16 protein-coding genes and 1 tRNA gene are annotated in these 18,080 nt (G+C 41.4%); 12 read left to right on the forward strand and 5 right to left on the reverse strand.

Going from position 1 to position 18,080, the window contains the following annotated elements:
- Nucleotides 1-52: 52 nt before the first annotated feature.
- Complete coding sequence (locus H6G18_RS03795) at nt 53-1,381, forward strand: ATP-binding protein (protein ID WP_190405751.1); 1,329 nt, start codon at nt 53-55, stop codon at nt 1,379-1,381.
- Nucleotides 1,382-1,452: 71 nt separating this feature from the next.
- On the opposite strand, the gene clpB is transcribed toward H6G18_RS03795, so the two are convergent.
- Nucleotides 1,453-4,071 carry an ATP-dependent chaperone ClpB gene (gene clpB / locus H6G18_RS03800; RefSeq protein WP_190405752.1) on the reverse strand — a complete coding sequence of 873 codons (2,619 nt, stop codon included), beginning with the start codon at nt 4,069-4,071 and terminating at the stop codon, nt 1,453-1,455.
- 306 nt (nt 4,072-4,377) lie between these two features.
- Here clpB and H6G18_RS03805 point away from each other — a divergent pair, with 306 nt between their 5' ends.
- The 4 genes from H6G18_RS03805 to H6G18_RS03820 all read left to right on the forward strand — a co-directional run bounded on the left by H6G18_RS03805 (nt 4,378) and on the right by H6G18_RS03820 (nt 8,501).
- Entirely contained in the window at nt 4,378-4,674 is a 297-nt protein-coding gene (locus tag H6G18_RS03805) for a TIGR02450 family Trp-rich protein (protein WP_190405753.1), read from the forward strand.
- Between the two features lie 556 nt (nt 4,675-5,230).
- Entirely contained in the window at nt 5,231-6,097 is an 867-nt protein-coding gene (gene bchL / locus H6G18_RS03810; protein WP_190405754.1) for a ferredoxin:protochlorophyllide reductase (ATP-dependent) iron-sulfur ATP-binding protein, read from the forward strand.
- Nucleotides 6,098-6,126: 29 nt separating this feature from the next.
- Nucleotides 6,127-6,888: a DUF5331 domain-containing protein gene (locus tag H6G18_RS03815; protein WP_190405755.1), complete on the forward strand. Its 762-nt coding sequence runs from the start codon at nt 6,127-6,129 to the stop codon at nt 6,886-6,888.
- Nucleotides 6,889-7,097: 209 nt separating this feature from the next.
- Entirely contained in the window at nt 7,098-8,501 is a 1,404-nt protein-coding gene (locus H6G18_RS03820) for a ferredoxin:protochlorophyllide reductase (ATP-dependent) subunit N (protein WP_190405756.1), read from the forward strand.
- 711 nt (nt 8,502-9,212) lie between these two features.
- Here H6G18_RS03820 and H6G18_RS03825 read toward each other — a convergent pair.
- Nucleotides 9,213-9,285 (reverse strand) — tRNA-Val (locus H6G18_RS03825).
- A 91-nt stretch (nt 9,286-9,376) separates the two neighbouring features.
- Here H6G18_RS03825 and H6G18_RS03830 point away from each other — a divergent pair.
- Both H6G18_RS03830 and mazG read left to right on the forward strand, forming a co-directional pair.
- Nucleotides 9,377-9,997 (forward strand): metal-binding protein, encoded by a 621-nt coding sequence (locus H6G18_RS03830; RefSeq protein WP_190405757.1) that lies wholly within the window; start codon nt 9,377-9,379, stop codon nt 9,995-9,997.
- Nucleotides 9,972-10,799 carry a nucleoside triphosphate pyrophosphohydrolase gene (mazG, locus tag H6G18_RS03835; RefSeq protein WP_190405758.1) on the forward strand — a complete coding sequence of 276 codons (828 nt, stop codon included), beginning with the start codon at nt 9,972-9,974 and terminating at the stop codon, nt 10,797-10,799. Before H6G18_RS03830 ends, mazG begins: the two co-directional genes overlap by 26 nt.
- Here the strand turns inward: mazG and H6G18_RS03840 are convergent.
- Nucleotides 10,789-11,352 (reverse strand): thioredoxin family protein, encoded by a 564-nt coding sequence (locus H6G18_RS03840; RefSeq protein ID WP_190405759.1) that lies wholly within the window; start codon nt 11,350-11,352, stop codon nt 10,789-10,791. The genes mazG and H6G18_RS03840 overlap by 11 nt on opposite strands.
- Before the next feature lie 146 nt (nt 11,353-11,498).
- On the reverse strand, nt 11,499-11,714 hold the full coding sequence (locus tag H6G18_RS03845) for a chlorophyll a/b-binding protein (protein WP_190405760.1): 216 nt from the start codon (nt 11,712-11,714) through the stop codon (nt 11,499-11,501).
- Between the two features lie 173 nt (nt 11,715-11,887).
- On the opposite strand from H6G18_RS03845, the gene thyX reads away from it, so the two are divergent.
- From thyX to H6G18_RS03865, 4 genes are all read left to right on the forward strand, one after another.
- Nucleotides 11,888-12,610 (forward strand): FAD-dependent thymidylate synthase, encoded by a 723-nt coding sequence (gene thyX / locus H6G18_RS03850; protein WP_190405761.1) that lies wholly within the window; start codon nt 11,888-11,890, stop codon nt 12,608-12,610.
- 285 nt (nt 12,611-12,895) lie between these two features.
- Nucleotides 12,896-13,066 carry a photosystem II assembly protein Psb34 gene (psb34, locus tag H6G18_RS03855; protein ID WP_190405762.1) on the forward strand — a complete coding sequence of 57 codons (171 nt, stop codon included), beginning with the start codon at nt 12,896-12,898 and terminating at the stop codon, nt 13,064-13,066.
- Between the two features lie 348 nt (nt 13,067-13,414).
- Entirely contained in the window at nt 13,415-14,782 is a 1,368-nt protein-coding gene (locus H6G18_RS03860; RefSeq protein ID WP_190405763.1) for an NAD-dependent succinate-semialdehyde dehydrogenase, read from the forward strand.
- A 101-nt stretch (nt 14,783-14,883) separates the two neighbouring features.
- Complete coding sequence (locus tag H6G18_RS03865; protein WP_190405764.1) at nt 14,884-16,527, forward strand: acetolactate synthase large subunit; 1,644 nt, start codon at nt 14,884-14,886, stop codon at nt 16,525-16,527.
- Nucleotides 16,528-16,742: 215 nt separating this feature from the next.
- Here H6G18_RS03865 and H6G18_RS03870 read toward each other — a convergent pair whose 3' ends face one another.
- Nucleotides 16,743-16,928 (reverse strand): hypothetical protein, encoded by a 186-nt coding sequence (locus H6G18_RS03870; RefSeq protein WP_190405765.1) that lies wholly within the window; start codon nt 16,926-16,928, stop codon nt 16,743-16,745.
- Between the two features lie 499 nt (nt 16,929-17,427).
- Here H6G18_RS03870 and H6G18_RS03875 point away from each other — a divergent pair, with 499 nt between their 5' ends.
- Nucleotides 17,428-18,063: a Coq4 family protein gene (locus H6G18_RS03875; protein WP_190405766.1), complete on the forward strand. Its 636-nt coding sequence runs from the start codon at nt 17,428-17,430 to the stop codon at nt 18,061-18,063.
- Nucleotides 18,064-18,080 lie beyond the last annotated feature (17 nt).

Genomic DNA, 18,080 nt, shown 5'->3' on the forward strand with positions numbered 1-18,080 from the left:
GCAAGCACTCAGGGCTGTAAAACCTGCGTTAATATCAAGTAAAGTAAAATACATGGCAAAGCTCAAAATCTCGAAGAAAACTTCAACTGCTTTAATTAATTCTCTAGGTGCGGGTGTAGTTCCCAGATTAGGAGTAGAACACATAGCAGTTGGTCGAGAAAAAGAACTTAAAAGCCTATTACAAAATCTAGATGATATTGCAGAAGGTGTAGCAGCATTTCGCTTTATAATTGGTAACTATGGTTCTGGAAAAAGCTTCATCCTCCAAATGGTTCGTAACCGAGCAATGGAGCAAGGTTTTGTTGTGGCTGATGCTGATTTATCCTCGGAACGCCGCCTAGCAGGAAGTAATCATGAAGGTTTAGCAACCTATCGGGAATTGATGAGTCGTCTATCTACAAAAACTCGTCCTGATGGTGGTGCATTAGTTTCTATCCTTGAAGGATGGATTAATAAAATTCAGCAAGAAGTTGTTAAAGACAGTAACCTACGTCCCAATGATGAAGGGTTTGATGACCAAGTAGAAGCCAAAATTCGAGAAGTCGTTCAGTATATAGAAGACTTAGTACATGGTTTTGATTTTGGTAGCATTATTATTGCTTATTGGCGTGGCTACCGCTCAGATAATGATGATTTAAAAAATTCAGCACTGCGTTGGTTACGCGGAGAATTTAATACTAAAACCGAAGCCAGAACAGCCTTAGGAGTAAGGGTAATTATTGATGACGATAGTTGGTATGAATATATTAAACTCTTAGCTAAATTCGTGGCAGAAATTGGTTACAAAGGACTGATGATTTTAATGGATGAAGCAGTTAATCTCTACCAAATATCTACTACAGTTACTCGTGAAAAAAATTATAATAGACTACTAACAATGTTTAATGATACCATGCAATGTAAAGCAGAACATTTAGGTATTATTATAGGTGGGACAACCAAGTTTTTAGAAGATCCAAATCGAGGACTTTTTGCAGACCAAGCTTGGCGTAGACGTACAAAAGAAAGTCGTTTTGCAGCACAGGCGGATGTACAAGAATTTTTAGGGCCAGTTATCCGTCTTAACCCTTTGAGTGAAGCAGAAATTCTCACACTTTTGCAACGATTAACTGAAATTCATGCCACCCATTTTGGTTATGACAAGACTTTAACAAATAAGGAATTACAGGAATTTGTTAAAGAAATTGTCAGCCGTTTAGGCGCAGAAGCATTACTAACACCAGGGGAAATCGTTCGGGATTTTATTAGTGTGCTGAATATCCTACATCACGAGCAAAATATTAAGTTTAGTCAGCTAATTCATGGTGCTAATTTTAAACCTACTGCTGCGGGGCAAGATACAAATTTAGACGAAGATAATGCGGCTGAATTTAGCTTGTGATTATTAACAAATAGCGCAAAGACAATATAATATCATTCATCTTTGCGCTTATACCTGAACTGAATATTCAACTAACTACTAAACACCTCAACCGGTAAACGGCTAAAAGACAACCTTTCATTCTGCACATCGACAAAAATCGTATCCCCATCGTTAAATTCCCCGCGCAAAATCGCCTTAGCAATTTGCGTTTCTAACTCGCGCTGAATCGCCCGTTTCAGTGGACGCGCCCCGAATACGGGGTCATATCCTACTTCTGCCAAAAAGTCAAGTGCAGCATCGGAGAGTCTGAGGGATATCTTACGATCGCCCAACCTCACCCTTAACCTTTCCACCTGTAACTGGACAATATGGCGCAATTCTTTCTTATCCAAACTGTGGAAGATAATAATCTCGTCAATCCGGTTGAGGAACTCAGGACGGAAGCTATTTCTCATTGCTTCCATCACCCGATGGCGCATTTCATCGTAGCGTGAGTTATCTCCGGCTATATCGAGAATATACTGGGAACCGATGTTACTAGTCATGATAATAATCGTGTTCTTGAAGTCCACAGTATGACCTTGGGCATCGGTGACACGACCATCATCGAGGATTTGCAAGAAAATATTAAATACGTCGGGGTGGGCTTTCTCGATTTCGTCGAAGAGAATCACGGCATAAGGACGGCGACGGATGGCTTCTGTCAGTTGTCCCCCTTCTTCGTAACCCACATAACCAGGAGGCGCACCGATTAATCGAGACACGGCGTGTTTTTCCATGTACTCCGACATATCAATTCGGACTAGTGCGTCTTCGGTATCGAACATATACGCTGCTAACGCCTTCGCCAGTTCAGTTTTACCTACACCAGTTGGGCCAAGGAAAACAAAACTAGCAGTAGGACGATTGGGATCAGCTAACCCCGCACGCGATCGCTGAATCGCATCGGCGACAGCTGTGACGGCTTCATCTTGTCCAATTACCCGGTTATGTAGTTCATCTTCTAGGTGCAGTAGTTTCTCTTTCTCCGATTCCACCAATTTACTGATGGGGATTCCTGTCCACTTGGAAATAATTTCCGCAATGTCAGCCTCGGTGACTTCCTCCCGCAACAAAGATTTACCCGTACCTTGAGTTTGGGTTAATTCCCGTTCCGTGGCTTCCAAGCGGCGATGCAAGTCCGTTAAGTTGCCATATTTTAATTCGGCGGCGCGGTTGAGGTCGTAATTTCTTTCTGCTTGTTGAATTTCTAAGTTAACCCTGTCAATCTCCTCCTTCACCGACTGGAGTTTAGTAATGACATCCTTTTCAGATTGCCATTGAGTGTTGAGGGTTCTTTGTTCTTCCTTGAGATCCGCCAGTTCTTTCTCTAATCTTTCCAACCGTTCACGGGAAGCTGCATCACTTTCTTTTTGCAGAGATAGCTTTTCCATCTCTAATTGCAAAATCTTGCGGTCGATTTCGTCCAGTTCTTCTGGCTTGGAAGTAATTTCCATTTTCAGCCTAGCGGCGGCTTCGTCTACCAAGTCAATGGCTTTATCTGGTAAGAAGCGATCGCTAATATAACGACTAGATAATGTAGCCGCAGCCACCAATGAACTATCAGAAATCTTCACCCCGTGGTGGACTTCATACCGTTCCTTCAACCCCCGCAGAATAGAAATTGTATCTTCTACACTGGGCTGGTCTACGTAAACTTGTTGGAATCGTCTTTCTAGCGCCGCATCTTTTTCAATATATTTCCGGTACTCATCCAAAGTTGTCGCCCCAATACAGCGCAATTCACCCCGCGCCAACATGGGTTTTAACAAGTTACCAGCATCCATTGCCCCTTGGGTCGCACCCGCACCGACAACGGTATGAATTTCATCAATAAATAAAACTATATTGCCACCAGATTCAGTGACTTCTTTTAATACTGCTTTCAGACGTTCTTCAAATTCTCCCCGGAATTTCGCCCCGGCAATCATCGCCCCCATGTCTAAGGAAATTAGCTTGCGGTCTTTCAAAGATTGGGGAACATCACCCGCAACGATACGCTGTGCTAAACCTTCAGCAATCGCCGTTTTACCCACACCAGGTTCACCAATCAACACAGGGTTATTCTTGGTGCGGCGAGAAAGAATTTGGATGGTGCGGCGAATCTCGTCATCCCGCCCAATGACTGGATCAAGTTGACCTTTACGGGCAGCTTCTGTGAGGTCACGCCCATATTTTTCCAGCGATTGGTATTTGCCTTCTGGATTTTGGTCGGTCACTGTTTGGCTCCCACGAACTTGTTTAATAATATTCTTTAGCTTGCCTTCGTCTAAGCCGAATTCTTGGAATAAACCTTTGCCGAAGCGATCGTCTTTAGCGTAAGCCAATAATAAATGTTCAATAGAAATATATTCGTCTTTAAAATCTTTGCGATATCCTTCAGCCCGGTCTAGGAGTGTATCCAAGCTGCGTCCCAAGTATACCGAGGTGCTGTTACCAGAGACTTTCGGTTGGCGTTGGATGTATTGTTCAGTGCGATCAGTCACTTTTTGTAAGTTCACACCTGCTTTGGTCAAAATCCCACTGGCTAAACCATCTTGTTCCAGCAGGGCTTTCATCAGGTGTTCGCTTTCTATCTGCTGCTGTTGATGCTGTTTAGCAATCTCAGGAGTATGGGCGATCGCTTCCCAGGCTTTTTCGGTAAATTGGTTCGGATTAGTTGGTTGCATAGGCTCGGCTACCACTCTAGATACTCAAGTGCAGATAGAACAATTTGTTCTTATATGGTCATTTTACGGAGAGTTGCACCATTACCGGGATCGGTCTTCACGTCTTTCTAGAGTAGTATTACTTCCCTATTTGCCCATCTCCTTGCAGCAGGAATTTTATTTACACCACAATTTAGGTCAGCTAATCTCTCATTTCTCCTGATCCCTACCTAGAGTTACCATAATTCGAGCTTAAATATTAGCTAGTAGTCAGTTGTTATTGGTAAATCAATTAACCACTGACCATTGACCACCGACAATTGAAAAATGACTAAAAAACAAAAATTTCCTTACTTAGTTGGTTCCAAGTGGACAGCAACAAAGAAAGTAGACGGTTGGCGACACTTCCAAGTAGTTAACCGCAAAAATCAAGGTAAGTGGGTTTATGCGGAAATGGTGGCTGCTTGTGACCCTAACGTCCGTTTTTGGCTCAACGCCAAGTTATTACAAGATGGGTTCCAGTGGCAAGCCGGCTGGCAATCATTACAGGAAATCGAGGCTGTGGAGTCTGAGTTATTCCGCACACTGGAACCAGAAAATCCCTCAGATGCTAGTCAAGCCTAGCTTTATTGGCAAAATTAATATTTTTTTACAAAATTGTCATGTTTAGCTAATATCCTCTCAATGATTGAGATTTAGGCATAACCAAAGGGTGAATAATTTTTCCTTGATCCCCGCTTCTGTTGCCCAACACAGAGTAAGACTTACATTTATCGTTAAACCCTTTTAAATCATCGCGTAAGAGGCGATCGCCTCCAGGTAAATGGAATCTAGATGGCTTTCATGTCCTCCTAGATTCGGCTAAACCTAAACAAACTCTTGAATAACAATAAATACAGCTTTTTGTTTATTGTAACTATTTTTATATTTTATAATTTATAAATTTGTTTTTTGAATATAAAAAACATTAATTGTTTGTTTGGATAGCTTAGGTTAATAAATACTTATTTTTAATCATAAAAGCTCTCAAAAGCATCATTTGTCATATTTAGACCCCCTTTCTTTCTCAGGGAATTTCGTCAATAATTAAACTCACATCCTCACACATCGCCAACTGAGGCTAGGTGAAGGAAAATGTTTTAGCCAGAAGTTTGATAAAAAACGATAAGAGGCAAATACAGTGAAACTAGCAGTCTACGGAAAAGGTGGGATAGGCAAATCCACAACTAGCTGTAATATATCCGTCGCCCTAGCCAAACGCGGCAAGAAAGTGCTGCAAATCGGGTGCGATCCTAAACATGACAGCACCTTCACCCTGACTGGTTTTTTGATTCCAACTATTATTGATACACTTCAAGAAAAAGACTATCACTACGAAGATGTCTGGCCAGAAGATGTAATATACAAAGGCTACGGTGGTGTAGATTGCGTAGAAGCTGGTGGTCCACCTGCGGGTGCTGGATGTGGCGGTTATGTTGTTGGTGAAACAGTAAAACTACTGAAAGAACTTAACGCCTTTGATGAATATGATGTAATCTTGTTTGATGTTCTAGGTGACGTGGTTTGTGGCGGTTTTGCCGCACCACTCAACTACGCTGATTACTGCATGATTGTTACAGACAACGGTTTTGATGCCTTATTCGCAGCTAATCGGATTGCAGCTTCAGTCAGGGAAAAAGCACGGACTCACCCACTTCGTCTAGCTGGGTTGATTGGCAACCGTACCTCCAAGCGCGACTTGATTGAAAAATATATCGAAGCAGTGCCGATGCCAGTTTTGGAAGTCTTGCCATTAATCGAAGATATCCGAGTTTCCCGCGTTAAGGGTAAAACTTTATTTGAAATGGCAGAGTCAGATCCTTCACTGAATTACGTTTGCGACTATTACCTTAGTATCGCCGACCAAATTCTCGCACGTCCTGAGGGAGTTGTACCCAATGATGCCCCTGACCGTGAATTATTCTCTTTATTATCAGATTTTTATTTAAATCCGGGTAAACCACAGGTTCCTAATCCTGAAGAGGAACTAGACTTGATGATTGTATAAATCATCTGAATTTTCAGGATGGGGTCAATATGGCATTCTTTAATAGCTTTACGGATTCAATAAAACAGAAGTGGTTGCAATTCTTTCAAGCCAATCGTGACTGGATTAAACTCCACATGGAAGTCGATTCAGTCTATACACCCGACGGTGGCAAGCGACCACCTTCTTACCTCATCCTGGGTGTGGTGAATGCACTGGAACCGAAACTAGCCCAGCTAATGTTTCCCTTTTCTAAATTGAATCCTGATGCCGATACCTTAATTGAGGTACTGGAGTTACATTTTGACCCAGACATTGTTCTCGGTAACTATTCGATTCCCGAAGCCGAATCAGAAAAACATGAGTATGAGTCAACCTCTGAAGTCGAAGACAACACCGAAGATGAAACTTTGGCAGTTTCTGAAACAAATGGCTTTGGGTTAGATTCTGACCATCAAACGCTGATAATTGACGCATCGATATCAAGTCTCAACGACCTGGATGAAATTTCTGTAACTAACGGAACTCAATTACAAGATGAGTTTCAGCACACAAGCAGCGATGAAACAGAAGATTTCGGTGAAGTTAACTTCGATATCGCCACTGCATCAGTAGAAAACCTGGAAGAGCAAATTCTCAATGAGTTAAATGCACCAGACGAGAATGCTTTCAGTGATGTGTTATCTGATGTTTGGGGTGATGAGACATCGCTACTACAAAAGACTGAAGATAATAACGACTTTTTGGGTGAAGAATTACCGGCTGGCGTTTTTGATGAATCGGAAATTGCCCGCCTCTTCCCCAACGCATAATTACTAGGGATTGGTAGTTGGTGCTATGTGCCAAACACAGGGAATAGGGAATAGGGAGATGATAAAGCAGGGGAGCAGGAAGCGGGGAGAAAGGGGGAGAACCTTAAAAAAGATTTCCCCTTTCATGCTTACACTCTGCCCCTCCACCCAGTCCCTAATCTCCAAGTCCCCAATACCTGCCATTAAATAACAAAGGGGAGAAAACCAAAATGACCGTCGCTCAAGAACCAACAGCTTTAAACTTTGAGTGTGAAACTGGCAATTACCACACCTTCTGCCCAATCAGCTGTGTGGCATGGTTATACCAAAAAATTGAAGATAGCTTCTTTTTGGTCATTGGAACCAAAACTTGTGGGTATTTCCTGCAAAATGCGATGGGGGTAATGATTTTCGCAGAACCCCGGTATGCAATGGCAGAGTTGGAAGAAGGGGATATTTCGGCACAATTGAATGATTATGCAGAGTTGAAAAGATTGTGCGAACAAATTAAGCGCGATCGCAACCCCAGTGTCATTGTGTGGATTGGCACTTGCACCACCGAAATTATCAAAATGGATTTGGAAGGTCTAGCACCAAAACTGGAAGGCGAAATCGGCATTCCTATCGTGGTTGCTCGTGCTAACGGTCTAGATTACGCCTTTACCCAAGGAGAAGACACAGTTCTCGCTGCAATGGCTCACCGTTGTCCTGACAAAGCCCCCGTGGCGGAAGCAGAGAAAAACGAACGCAACGCCATTCAAAAGCTGATGAACTTCGGTAAGAAGAAAGAAGATGTAGCGCAAGAAGAATCAGAATATGTAGATCATCCACCCTTGGTTCTCTTCGGTTCTCTTCCCGATCCTGTCGTCACCCAGTTAACTTTAGAATTAAAAAAACAAGGTATTAAAGTTTCCGGCTGGCTACCCGCCAAACGTTTTACAGAACTACCTGTGCTGGAAGAAGGTTATTATGTCGTTGGTGTCAATCCCTTCCTCAGCCGTACAGCCACAACCTTAATGCGTCGCCGCAAGTGCAAACTCATCGGCGCACCCTTCCCCATCGGCCCTGATGGTACTCGCGCTTGGATTGAAAAAATTTGCTCTGTGTTTGGTATTACGCCAAAAGGTTTAGACGAGCGCGAAGCACAAATTTGGGCTGGTTTGGAAGATTATGTAAAACTAATTCGTGGTAAGTCTGTATTCTTCATGGGTGACAATTTGCTAGAAGTCTCCTTAGCACGGTTCTTAGTGCGCTGTGGGATGACTGTTCAGGAAATTGGGATTCCCTACATGGATAAGCGTTATCAAGCAGCTGAATTGGCAATGTTAGAGAAAGCTTGTCAAGAAATGGGCGTACCTCTACCAAAAATGGTAGAAAAGCCTGATAACTATAACCAAGTACAGCGCATTTATGATTTGCAGCCAGATTTAGTCATTACTGGTATGGCTCATGCTAACCCACTGGAAGCAAGGGGTATTAATACTAAGTGGTCTGTGGAGTTTACTTTTGCTCAAATTCACGGCTTTACCAATGCGCGTGACATTTTAGAGTTGGTGACTCGTCCACTACGTCGTAATAATAATTTGAAAGATTTGGGTTGGGATAAGTTAGTGAAGGAAGAAGCGAAGATTTAGTTTTCAGGTTTAAGTAAATAAAAGAATGATTTAAAGGCGGATTTTTTAATTCGCCTTTTTTATTGTTGTCTACTACCTTTTTTTGGAAACGTCATTCATCTATAGGACTCATATTTGATTTTTGAACAGATAAATAATAATCCAGTAGGGTGTGTTAGCGACAGCGTAACGCACCGAAGTCCTTAGGGAAGGTGCGTTACGGCTTACGCCTAACACACCCTACCTGTACTAAAATTCTGATACAAATCAGAACCCAGAAACCTTTGCAAAATATAGGTTTATTAATTTACGCCTGATGTGAATTAGCAACGCCTCTTATCCCACAAGAGTTTCAAGACTCACTCAAAATCACAGTTTTGTGAATACGTACAGAATTACAAGGGTTTCAAGACTAATTCACATTAAACGTAATTTTGAATTTTGTAGCGCTTCGCTTCCCGTTCGCGTAGCGTCTCCGACAGGAGAAGGGTATTTTGAATTTTGAATTGTTAATCTGTCCTGTAGATATCATTATGAAGAATAAAATATATTATTTTGCTGATATTTTTAATTGTTTTTGAAATATAATCAGGCCGCGATAGTAAAATATGCAAGGGTAAGAGATCGCCCAAATAATAGATCAAACAAAATAGAGATGGGATATTCCACTATTGTCAGAATATCCCATCTCTACTAGATTTTCTTGCTTTTTATATTTCTGAATATAAAAAATGGGCAGTACCAGACTCGAACTGATGACATCCTGCTTGTAAGGCAGGCGCTCTACCAACTGAGCTAACCGCCCATCAACTTCACTAACAACTAATATAGCAAAATATTTCTAATCGCGCTAGTATTTTGAGGAAAATTTTTTAAGTATTTTTGAGAACCTGTAAATGCCCTCTGGTCGAACGCACGATCGCATTACTTTATGGGCGTTGCCGTTGGTGGCGGGTGTGACTTTCTGGCATACTCGTAGCGGCAATGTCACTTTGTTGGTGGCGGGTGGGTTTATGTTTGGCGGGTTGATGTTCGGCCCTGATTTGGATATCTACTCTCGTCAGTATCAACGCTGGGGTTTTTTGCGCTGGATTTGGCTGCCTTATCAAAAAAGTCTCCGTCATCGTTCTTTTTTATCCCACGGGCCAATTATTGGTACAACTTTGCGGGTGGTTTATCTCAGCAGTTTGCTGGCTGTCGTGGCAATTGTGATTGTGGCTGTAGCGGAGAAGCTATGGAATGTGACTGTTACGTGGCAGGATTTAGAGGGAACTGTGGGGCGATCGCTTACTAGTTACAGTATCGAGTTCTTCGCTCTATTTTTGGGTTTAGAACTGGGGGCGATGAGTCATTCTCTGAGCGATTGGGGAGGTTCGGCTTACAAGCGTTTCCGTAAGCAAGGGGTTCGGGGAATACTCCCTAGTGGCAAAATTAAGAAACGTAAAGTTACAAGTCGTAGTCGTCGCAAGGTAAGCAAGGGAGTAAGGGCGAATGACCAAGGAAAAAGAACAAAGTAATGCTGAGACTTTGGCGGCGTTGCAAGAGTTAATTGAGGTGGTGGCAAAGTTGCGATCGCCTGATGGGGGTTGTCCTTGGGATTTGGCACAAACTCCCCAAACTCTGACTCCCTATGTGATTGAGGAGGCTTATGAGGTTGTAGATGCGATTAAGACTGGAGATCAGGAAGCGATCGCTGAGGAGTTGGGTGATTTATTATTACAGGTAGTTTTACAAGCCCAAATTGCTAGTGAATACAGACAATTTTCTCTACAAGATGTCGCCAAAGGGATTTGCCAAAAGTTAATTCGTCGTCATCCTCATGTATTTGCTGATGTGTCGGTCAATAGTGTAGATGAGGTGCGGCAAAACTGGGAAAAAATTAAGGCGACGGAAAAGGGGGAATCATCGGCAGAAAGTCAAAAGCTGAGTACAAAACTCAGTCGCTATGGACGTACTCTACCCCCACTAACAGCCGCAATGAAGATTTCCCAAAAAGCGGCAGACGTAGGTTTTGAGTGGGAAAATATTGATGGTGTCTGGGCAAAATTCCATGAGGAGTTAGAAGAGTTTCAACAAGCATTAGCCCAGGAAACACCAGCACGCCAACAAGCGGAGTTGGGTGATTTACTGTTCGCGGTGATTCAATTAGCCCGTTGGCATAATCTTGACCCTAGCGAAGGATTACAAGGTACAAATCAGCGATTTGTCCAACGTTTACAAAAAATGGAGGACGTTGTTGATCGCCCCCTCTCTGATTACAGTTTGGATGAGTTAGAAACACTTTGGCAACAGGCTAAAGCCCAACTCGCTAAGGAGTAGGTTTCCATTTAATATTGCAACCAATACTCGGCTTTTGTTCGCCACTGACAGGTTTACCCGCCAATACCGCATCAATCGCAGCACGTAAATCTACACCAGTTACAGGTTTACCATTGCTAGGACGACTATCATCTAATTGTCCTCTGTATACCAGTTGGCGATTATCATCAAAAATAAAGAAATCAGGTGTACAAGCAGCAGTATAAGCCCTGGCTGTTTCCTGTGTTTCGTCGTAGCAAAAGGGAAACTGCCAACCTAATTCTACTGCCAATGCTTTGAGCGAATCCGGCGCATCATCTGGGTAATTCTGAGCATCGTTGGCGCTGATGGCGACGATTCCTAAATCGCTTGTGAAATAATCCTTGCCTATTCGTGTCAATTCGTCTTGAATATGCTTGACAAAAGGACAATGCCGACAAATAAACATTACTAACAGCGCTTTTTTATCGGCAAAGGTAGAAAGAGAAATTGTCTTGCCAGATACTACATCTGGTAGATGAAAATCTGGCGCTTGTGTGCCTAATGCCACCATTGTAGAAGCAGTTAAAGCCATAGTTCACCCGGTATCTTGATTTTGAAAACGGCTCTTGCTATTTGTCACAGTCAAAATAACACGAAATATCCCATAAAAATAGAGACGTGAAATTTCACGTCTCTATTTTTGTTAAGTAATATTTTACAAAAATTAAAGTTTATTTCTTACAAGCTGGTCAAAAGACCGAAAATTCCTTTTCCTGTAAATACTTCTAATGCAATTAAGGAGATAAAACCAATCATTGCCAAACGACCGTTAAGCATTTCTGCATAAGGTGTGAAGCCAGTGCGATCGCCTTGCTCATCTACATATACTTTTGGCTCAATCGCAAAGTTGTTCATCAAACCTTGGTCGTCAACGATGGCATTATTTGTACGCATTTAACTTTCCCCAGTTTTTTCTCTTGTTAAGAAGTGTAACAAATATATTAATTAATGTAAAGTATCTGAATCTACCTAAGGAGATATCATGGTGAATCGGGTTTACAACCACGTCTGAAGAACACGCCTAAATTGTAAATAAACCCAGTTACACATCAACCTCCCAAAAGCCAATGGATCGATTCCGAGTAGAAGTTATAGCCAAAACACCAAATCCCCAGCAGGTGATTTACGCCGCAATGCACCAAGACTATACTGATGGGTTCGTGTTTGATGAGCGCGATTCCTGGCCCTCGGAGTCAGATTGTGGTGAAATTATTGTCAAGCGGCTGTTAGCCGGAGAGAGGGGACACTATGGCCCCCTAGAGCATCCCCAGATTGTTTTCAACTGTGGTTATTTTCCCCATAGCGTTATGCAGCAGGCGCGTACACATAGGGTTTCAGTATCATTTGATGTGCAATCTTTTAGATATACGGGGAACCAATTTATCGAAGTAGTGAAAGGAAAAAAGGACATTGAAGATGTTTTCTACCTCCGTCCTGTTGGTTATTACACAGATAGACAAGGAAAAAAATATTATTATTCTCCAGAACAAAGAGCTGCAGATTTGCAGTGGTGTCTAGAAGCTGCTAAACGCTATCAGGTTGACTTTGAAGGGGGAATGTCTGAAGAACACGCACGGGGAAAAGTACCCTTTGACTATCGCCAGCATTTTGTTGTCAGCTTTAATCTGCGCTCATTTTTGCATTTTTGTGATTTACGCAATAAAAAAGATGCACAACTAGAAATTCAAAGGTTGTGTGAAATGATGTGGCCTCATTTTGCAGAATGGTCTCCAGCGATCGCGCAATGGTATGAAAAATCTCGCCTGGGTAGAGCAAGGCTATCACCCTAATGAGAGCAATGGCCTTTAACTCCCAACAAGGGAGCAAGTTCACAGATAACGCTTAACAATTCAAAATTAAATTTGTCATTCACCCTCGGCTATTCATCGAGGGTTTTTTTTGTGGGAAATGATGGAATCCTGAATACTGGCGATTACCTACGGTGGATGGAATGTCCAAAAAAAGATAAGTAGTTCTGATTACCTCCATCCACTATTTTTTGTCAAGTCCTATTGACATTTTGTAATAATATTGTTAAATTAGTTTACATAAAGTAACAAACCACAGAAAAAATTATGTATACCACCATTAACGAAGCCGGAATTTTAAATAACTATGCGACTGAACCAAAGATGTACTATGCTACCCACCCCAACCAAGAGCAGCAACGTCAATACGCTTTGCAGGGTGCGTTTGCTACATTGCTTGTCACAACTCTAGTTTTGGTCGCCTTAGGTATTAATTAAGGGTTTTAAGTTTCGGTATCGCTGTATTTCATTGTCATTCGGACTTCTCCTATCAGCCCCGGTTAGTTTCGCCGGGGTTTTTTGTTTTTGGGTACGTAGTCATAATCATGAGTGGAATTTTTGATTGCAGAGTCTTGAGAAGTGCAGATACAAATTTGATGAAAGTTGATCTTTTTAGTATTAATACTTATGTTTTGGTATAAATTAGTTCAATTTTGATTGCGAAATTTGAAGATAGAGAAACTAAGCTTTGTTTAAAAGACTAAAATTTGGATGGTAGCTGACTTTAGAGAATATGTGTAACACTAAGAAGCTACCTCAAGCTATTTTTAAACGGGAGGTTAGGCAATGGCGATCGCCACCATCAATCCCGCTACCGGGGAAACGCTCAAAACCTTTGAGCCGCTCAACGATGCAGAAATTGCCTCTAAATTAGATTTGGCAGATCAGGCTTTTGAAAAGTATCGTCATAGGAGTTTTGCAGAGCGTGCGATCGCTCTGCAAACAGCAGCAGATATTCTAGAGCAAGAAAAAGCTGACTTTGCTAAGTTAATGACATTGGAAATGGGCAAGCCTTATAAAGCAGCCGTTGCCGAAGTCGAAAAATGTGCTGTTGTTTGCCGCTACTATGCGGAAAATGCTGCCGATTTTTTAGCTGATGTCAGTGTAAAAACTGATGCAAGTCATAGCTTTGTCCGTTATCAGCCTTTGGGTGTAATTCTCGCAGTCATGCCGTGGAATTTCCCCTTTTGGCAAGTGTTCCGCTTTGCTGCACCCGCACTAATGGCTGGCAATGTCGGCTTACTAAAGCACGCATCTAATGTACCACAGTGCGCTTTAGCAATCGAAGATATTATTCGCCGGGCAGGTTTTCCTGAAGGTGTATTTCAAACTCTGTTAATTGGTGCGGCAAAAGTTGCCGATTTAATGGCGGATGAGAGAGTGAAAGCTGCTACCTTGACTGGAAGCGAAGCAGCAGGTGCATCTCTAGCGGCGGCGGCGGGCAAACAAATTAAAAAAACAGTTTTGGAATTGGGGGGAAGTGACCCATTTATAGTGTTAGAAAGTGCTGATGTAGCAGCAGCAGCAGCTACAGCAATGACAGCACGAATGTTAAATAACGGACAATCTTGTATTGCCGCAAAACGCTTTATCGTGGCAGAAGCGATCGCTGATCAATTTGAAAAACTGCTGTTAGAAAAATTCACAGCGTTGAAAATTGGCGATCCCTTGCATCCCGAAACTGATTTAGGGCCATTAGCAACCCCCGACATTCTCCAAGAATTAGACCAACAAGTGCAAACTGCTGTCAAAAGCGGTGGTAAAGTCTTGACCGGTGGCTATCCTTTAGCAGATCGTCCGGGTAACTTTTATCCAGCAACCATTATCATAGATATCCCAATTGACGCGCCCATTGCCCAAGAAGAATTTTTTGGCCCAGTAGCCTTATTATTTCGGGTGTCAAATCTTGATACTGCGATTAAACTGGCTAATGCTACACCCTTTGGTTTAGGTGCGAGTGCTTGGACAAACAACAACCAAGAACGAGATCGCTTGATTTCCGAAATCGAAGCAGGCGCAGTATTTATTAATGGTTTAGTAAAATCCGACCCCCGACTACCATTTGGAGGCATAAAACGTTCTGGCTACGGACGAGAATTAAGCATTCAAGGTATACACGAGTTCGTGAATGTGAAAACGGTTTGGGTGAAATAAATTGTTTTTGTCAGTTGTTAGTTGTTAGTGGTCAGTTGCTATTCTTTGCCACTGACAACTAACCACTGACCACTGACACTTATGCAAATGAGGAATTTAAAATGAATACGGCAGAACTATTAGTACAGTGTCTAGAAAATGAAGGGGTGCAATATGTTTTTGGACTTCCTGGCGAAGAAAATTTACACGTTTTAGAAGCAATTAAACATTCTTCTATTCAATTTATTACAACCCGTCATGAACAAGGCGCAGCTTTCATGGCAGACGTTTACGGACGTTTGACAGGAAAAGCCGGTGTGTGTCTTTCTACCTTGGGGCCTGGGGCGACAAATTTAATGACTGGGGTAGCAGATGCAAACCTCGATGGTGCGCCGTTGGTGGCTATCACTGGGCAAGTGGGAACAGATAGAATGCACATCGAATCCCATCAATATTTAGATTTGGTGGCCATGTTTGCCCCTGTAACTAAGTGGAATAAACAGATTGTCCGACCGAGTATTACACCTGAAGTTGTCAGGAAAGCCTTCAAGCGATCGCAAACCGAAAAACCAGGTGCAGTTCACATTGATTTGCCAGAAAATATCGCCGCTATGCCTGTAGAGGGCAAACCTCTGCATAAGGGTAATATAGAAAAAACCTACGCATCTTTCGCCAGTATTCGCGCCGCCGCCGCCGCGATTTCTCAAGCTGTTAACCCCTTAATTTTAGTCGGAAATGGGGCAATTAGGGCTAAAGCTAGTGATGCTGTAACTCAATTTGCTACCCAAATGAATATCCCTGTGGCTAATACTTTCATGGGTAAAGGTGTGATTCCATATACTCATCCCTTGGCTTTATGGTCAGTAGGACTACAACAAAGAGATTTTATTACTTGTGGTTTTGATAATACAGATTTAGTAATTGCTATTGGCTATGACTTGATAGAATTTTCTCCTAAAAAATGGAATCCCCAAGGTGAAATCCCCATTGTGCATATTGGTGCAGATGCTGCGGAAACTGATAGCAGTTATATTCCCAATGTAGAAGTCATAGGAGATATTTCTGATTCTCTGATGGAAATATTAAAAGTAGCAGAGAGACAAGGTAAACCCAACCCCTACGCTATCAGCTTAAGAGGAAATATTCGGGCAGATTACGAACAATATGCCAATGATGATGGTTACCCCATTAAACCGCAAAAGTTAATTTATGACTTACGCCAGGTAATGGGGCCAGAAGATATCGTAATTTCTGACGTTGGCGCTCATAAAATGTGGATAGCCCGTCATTATCATTGCCATAGTCCTAATACCTGTCTTATTTCTAATGGTTTTGCTGCAATGGGTATTGCCATTCCTGGCGCTTTGGCTGCAAAACTCGTTTATCCAAACCGTAAAGTTGTAGCTGCTACTGGTGACGGTGGCTTTATGATGAATTGCCAGGAATTAGAAACAGCCTTACGCGTCGGCACACCATTTGTTACCTTAATTTTTAATGATGGTGGCTATGGTTTAATTGAGTGGAAACAAGAAAATCAATTTGGTAAAGGACAATCATCTTTTGTACATTTTGGCAATCCAGATTTTGTCAAATTAGCTGAAAGTATGGGTTTAAAAGGTTACAGAGTTGAATCAGCTTTAGATTTAATCCCTGTACTCAAAGAAGCCTTAGCTCAAGACGTTCCAGCCGTAATTGATTGTCCTGTAGACTATAGAGAAAACAGCCGTTTTACACAAAAAGCAGGTGAGTTGAGTTGTTCTCTTTAGTCATTAAATACATTTACGATTGGGTAGAATAAATATCTGATGAAGTTGATATTTTGCCCTAAATTTAGAACAAAATAGAAAGCCATTCTTACCAGATTTCTTTAGTTTGTAGTAAGGACTTTAGTCCGAAATTCTCTAAGCACTAATCTCCTTACTACAAGCACTAAAAATTAATTTCCAAAGTCTATAATTTTTGCTTTTTCTTCTGTCGTTAGTCATATTGCAGAAGAATTGAGAAATCCGAATACATTAGTGGGATAGCCACAAGAGCCACTAATAAAGTAAATAACTAAATGGTCATTAAGTTGTTGGATGATTACAGTTCTTTGTAGAGTATATGTGCCTACAGTGATTTGCAGATATAGGTAATCAAAAAATAAATCATTAATTTCGTAACCCATAATCTAACTTTTGTAATAATGAGTAACCTAACTACAGATAGTTGAAAAAGTTAAAGTTATATCAATAGTATGAAAAAGAATAAAGCAAATCATAGTGCTATTCATCGTCAATACATTCCTTAAGAATTAGATGTTGAATTCAAATTGGCATATTCCACTTCCGTTGGATCAATACCTAAATCATCGGGTAGTTATATATTTTTTTAGCGATGAATACTGGGTTCCGATTAAGTATTGCACTTTGTCAAAAGCAATTGACCTTCATCACAAAACCCTAACTGAAGCCAACAAAGAATTTTTTGTTTTTCCCATTGATTTAAACCCGAATACCTTCAATACTTAGCAAGTTGATAGGAGATATGAAAAGCAAATTAAAATAACTAATGACGGTTGACCAATGACTAAGAGACTAAGATATTTAGTCATTGGTCAACCGTCATTCCTTGCTTTCCGCATGGTATGCACGACAATTGATTATGATTCTTAATTTTTTTTCAATATGCTCAAACAAATACAAAAAATCAAAGCTATCTTTGCTGCCAAAAACTCCGAAAAATTCGGTGATTTTGCTATTCTTAAATCCGATTTGTTTGGTGCTAAAGTTTTTCCAAAAGTAGCTGGTAAATTGCAATCTGTCGTGGGTTATCATCCCCCAATTAATTTAGAAAAATTAAGTCAATATCCTCCGGGGACATTTGGAAGAGAATATGCAGACCACATGAGAGAAAACCACCTCCAGCCCCTGAATGTAAGTCCTGAACTAGAAGATGTTGCCAGACGCAATGTATTTGCTCTGCGATATGTTATCACTCATGATATTTTTCATGTCTTACTCGGTTTTGACACAAGTTACGCTGGGGAAATTGGTGTGTTGGCATTTGCTGCCGAGCAGAACTATAGTCAATCGCTAAAAATTAGCCTGTGGTTTGCCAAAATACTATATCCTATCTTAGCTCCCCAACAAATCAAAGAAATTTTTGCCAATATAAATAAAGGATGTGAACTAGGTAAAAAAGCTGATTTGCTTTTAGGATACCGTTTTGAAGACCACTGGGAAGAATCTATTGATGAACTGAAAAAACGGTTGAGATTAACACCAAATTCCACAATACTACTAAGTCAAGATTGTCTATAAATTGAAAATTTAGGAGC

Origin of the sequence: Anabaena subtropica FACHB-260 (genome assembly GCF_014697105.1) — a bacterium.
Taxonomy (GTDB): Bacteria; Cyanobacteriota; Cyanobacteriia; order Cyanobacteriales; family Nostocaceae; genus Trichormus; species Trichormus subtropicus.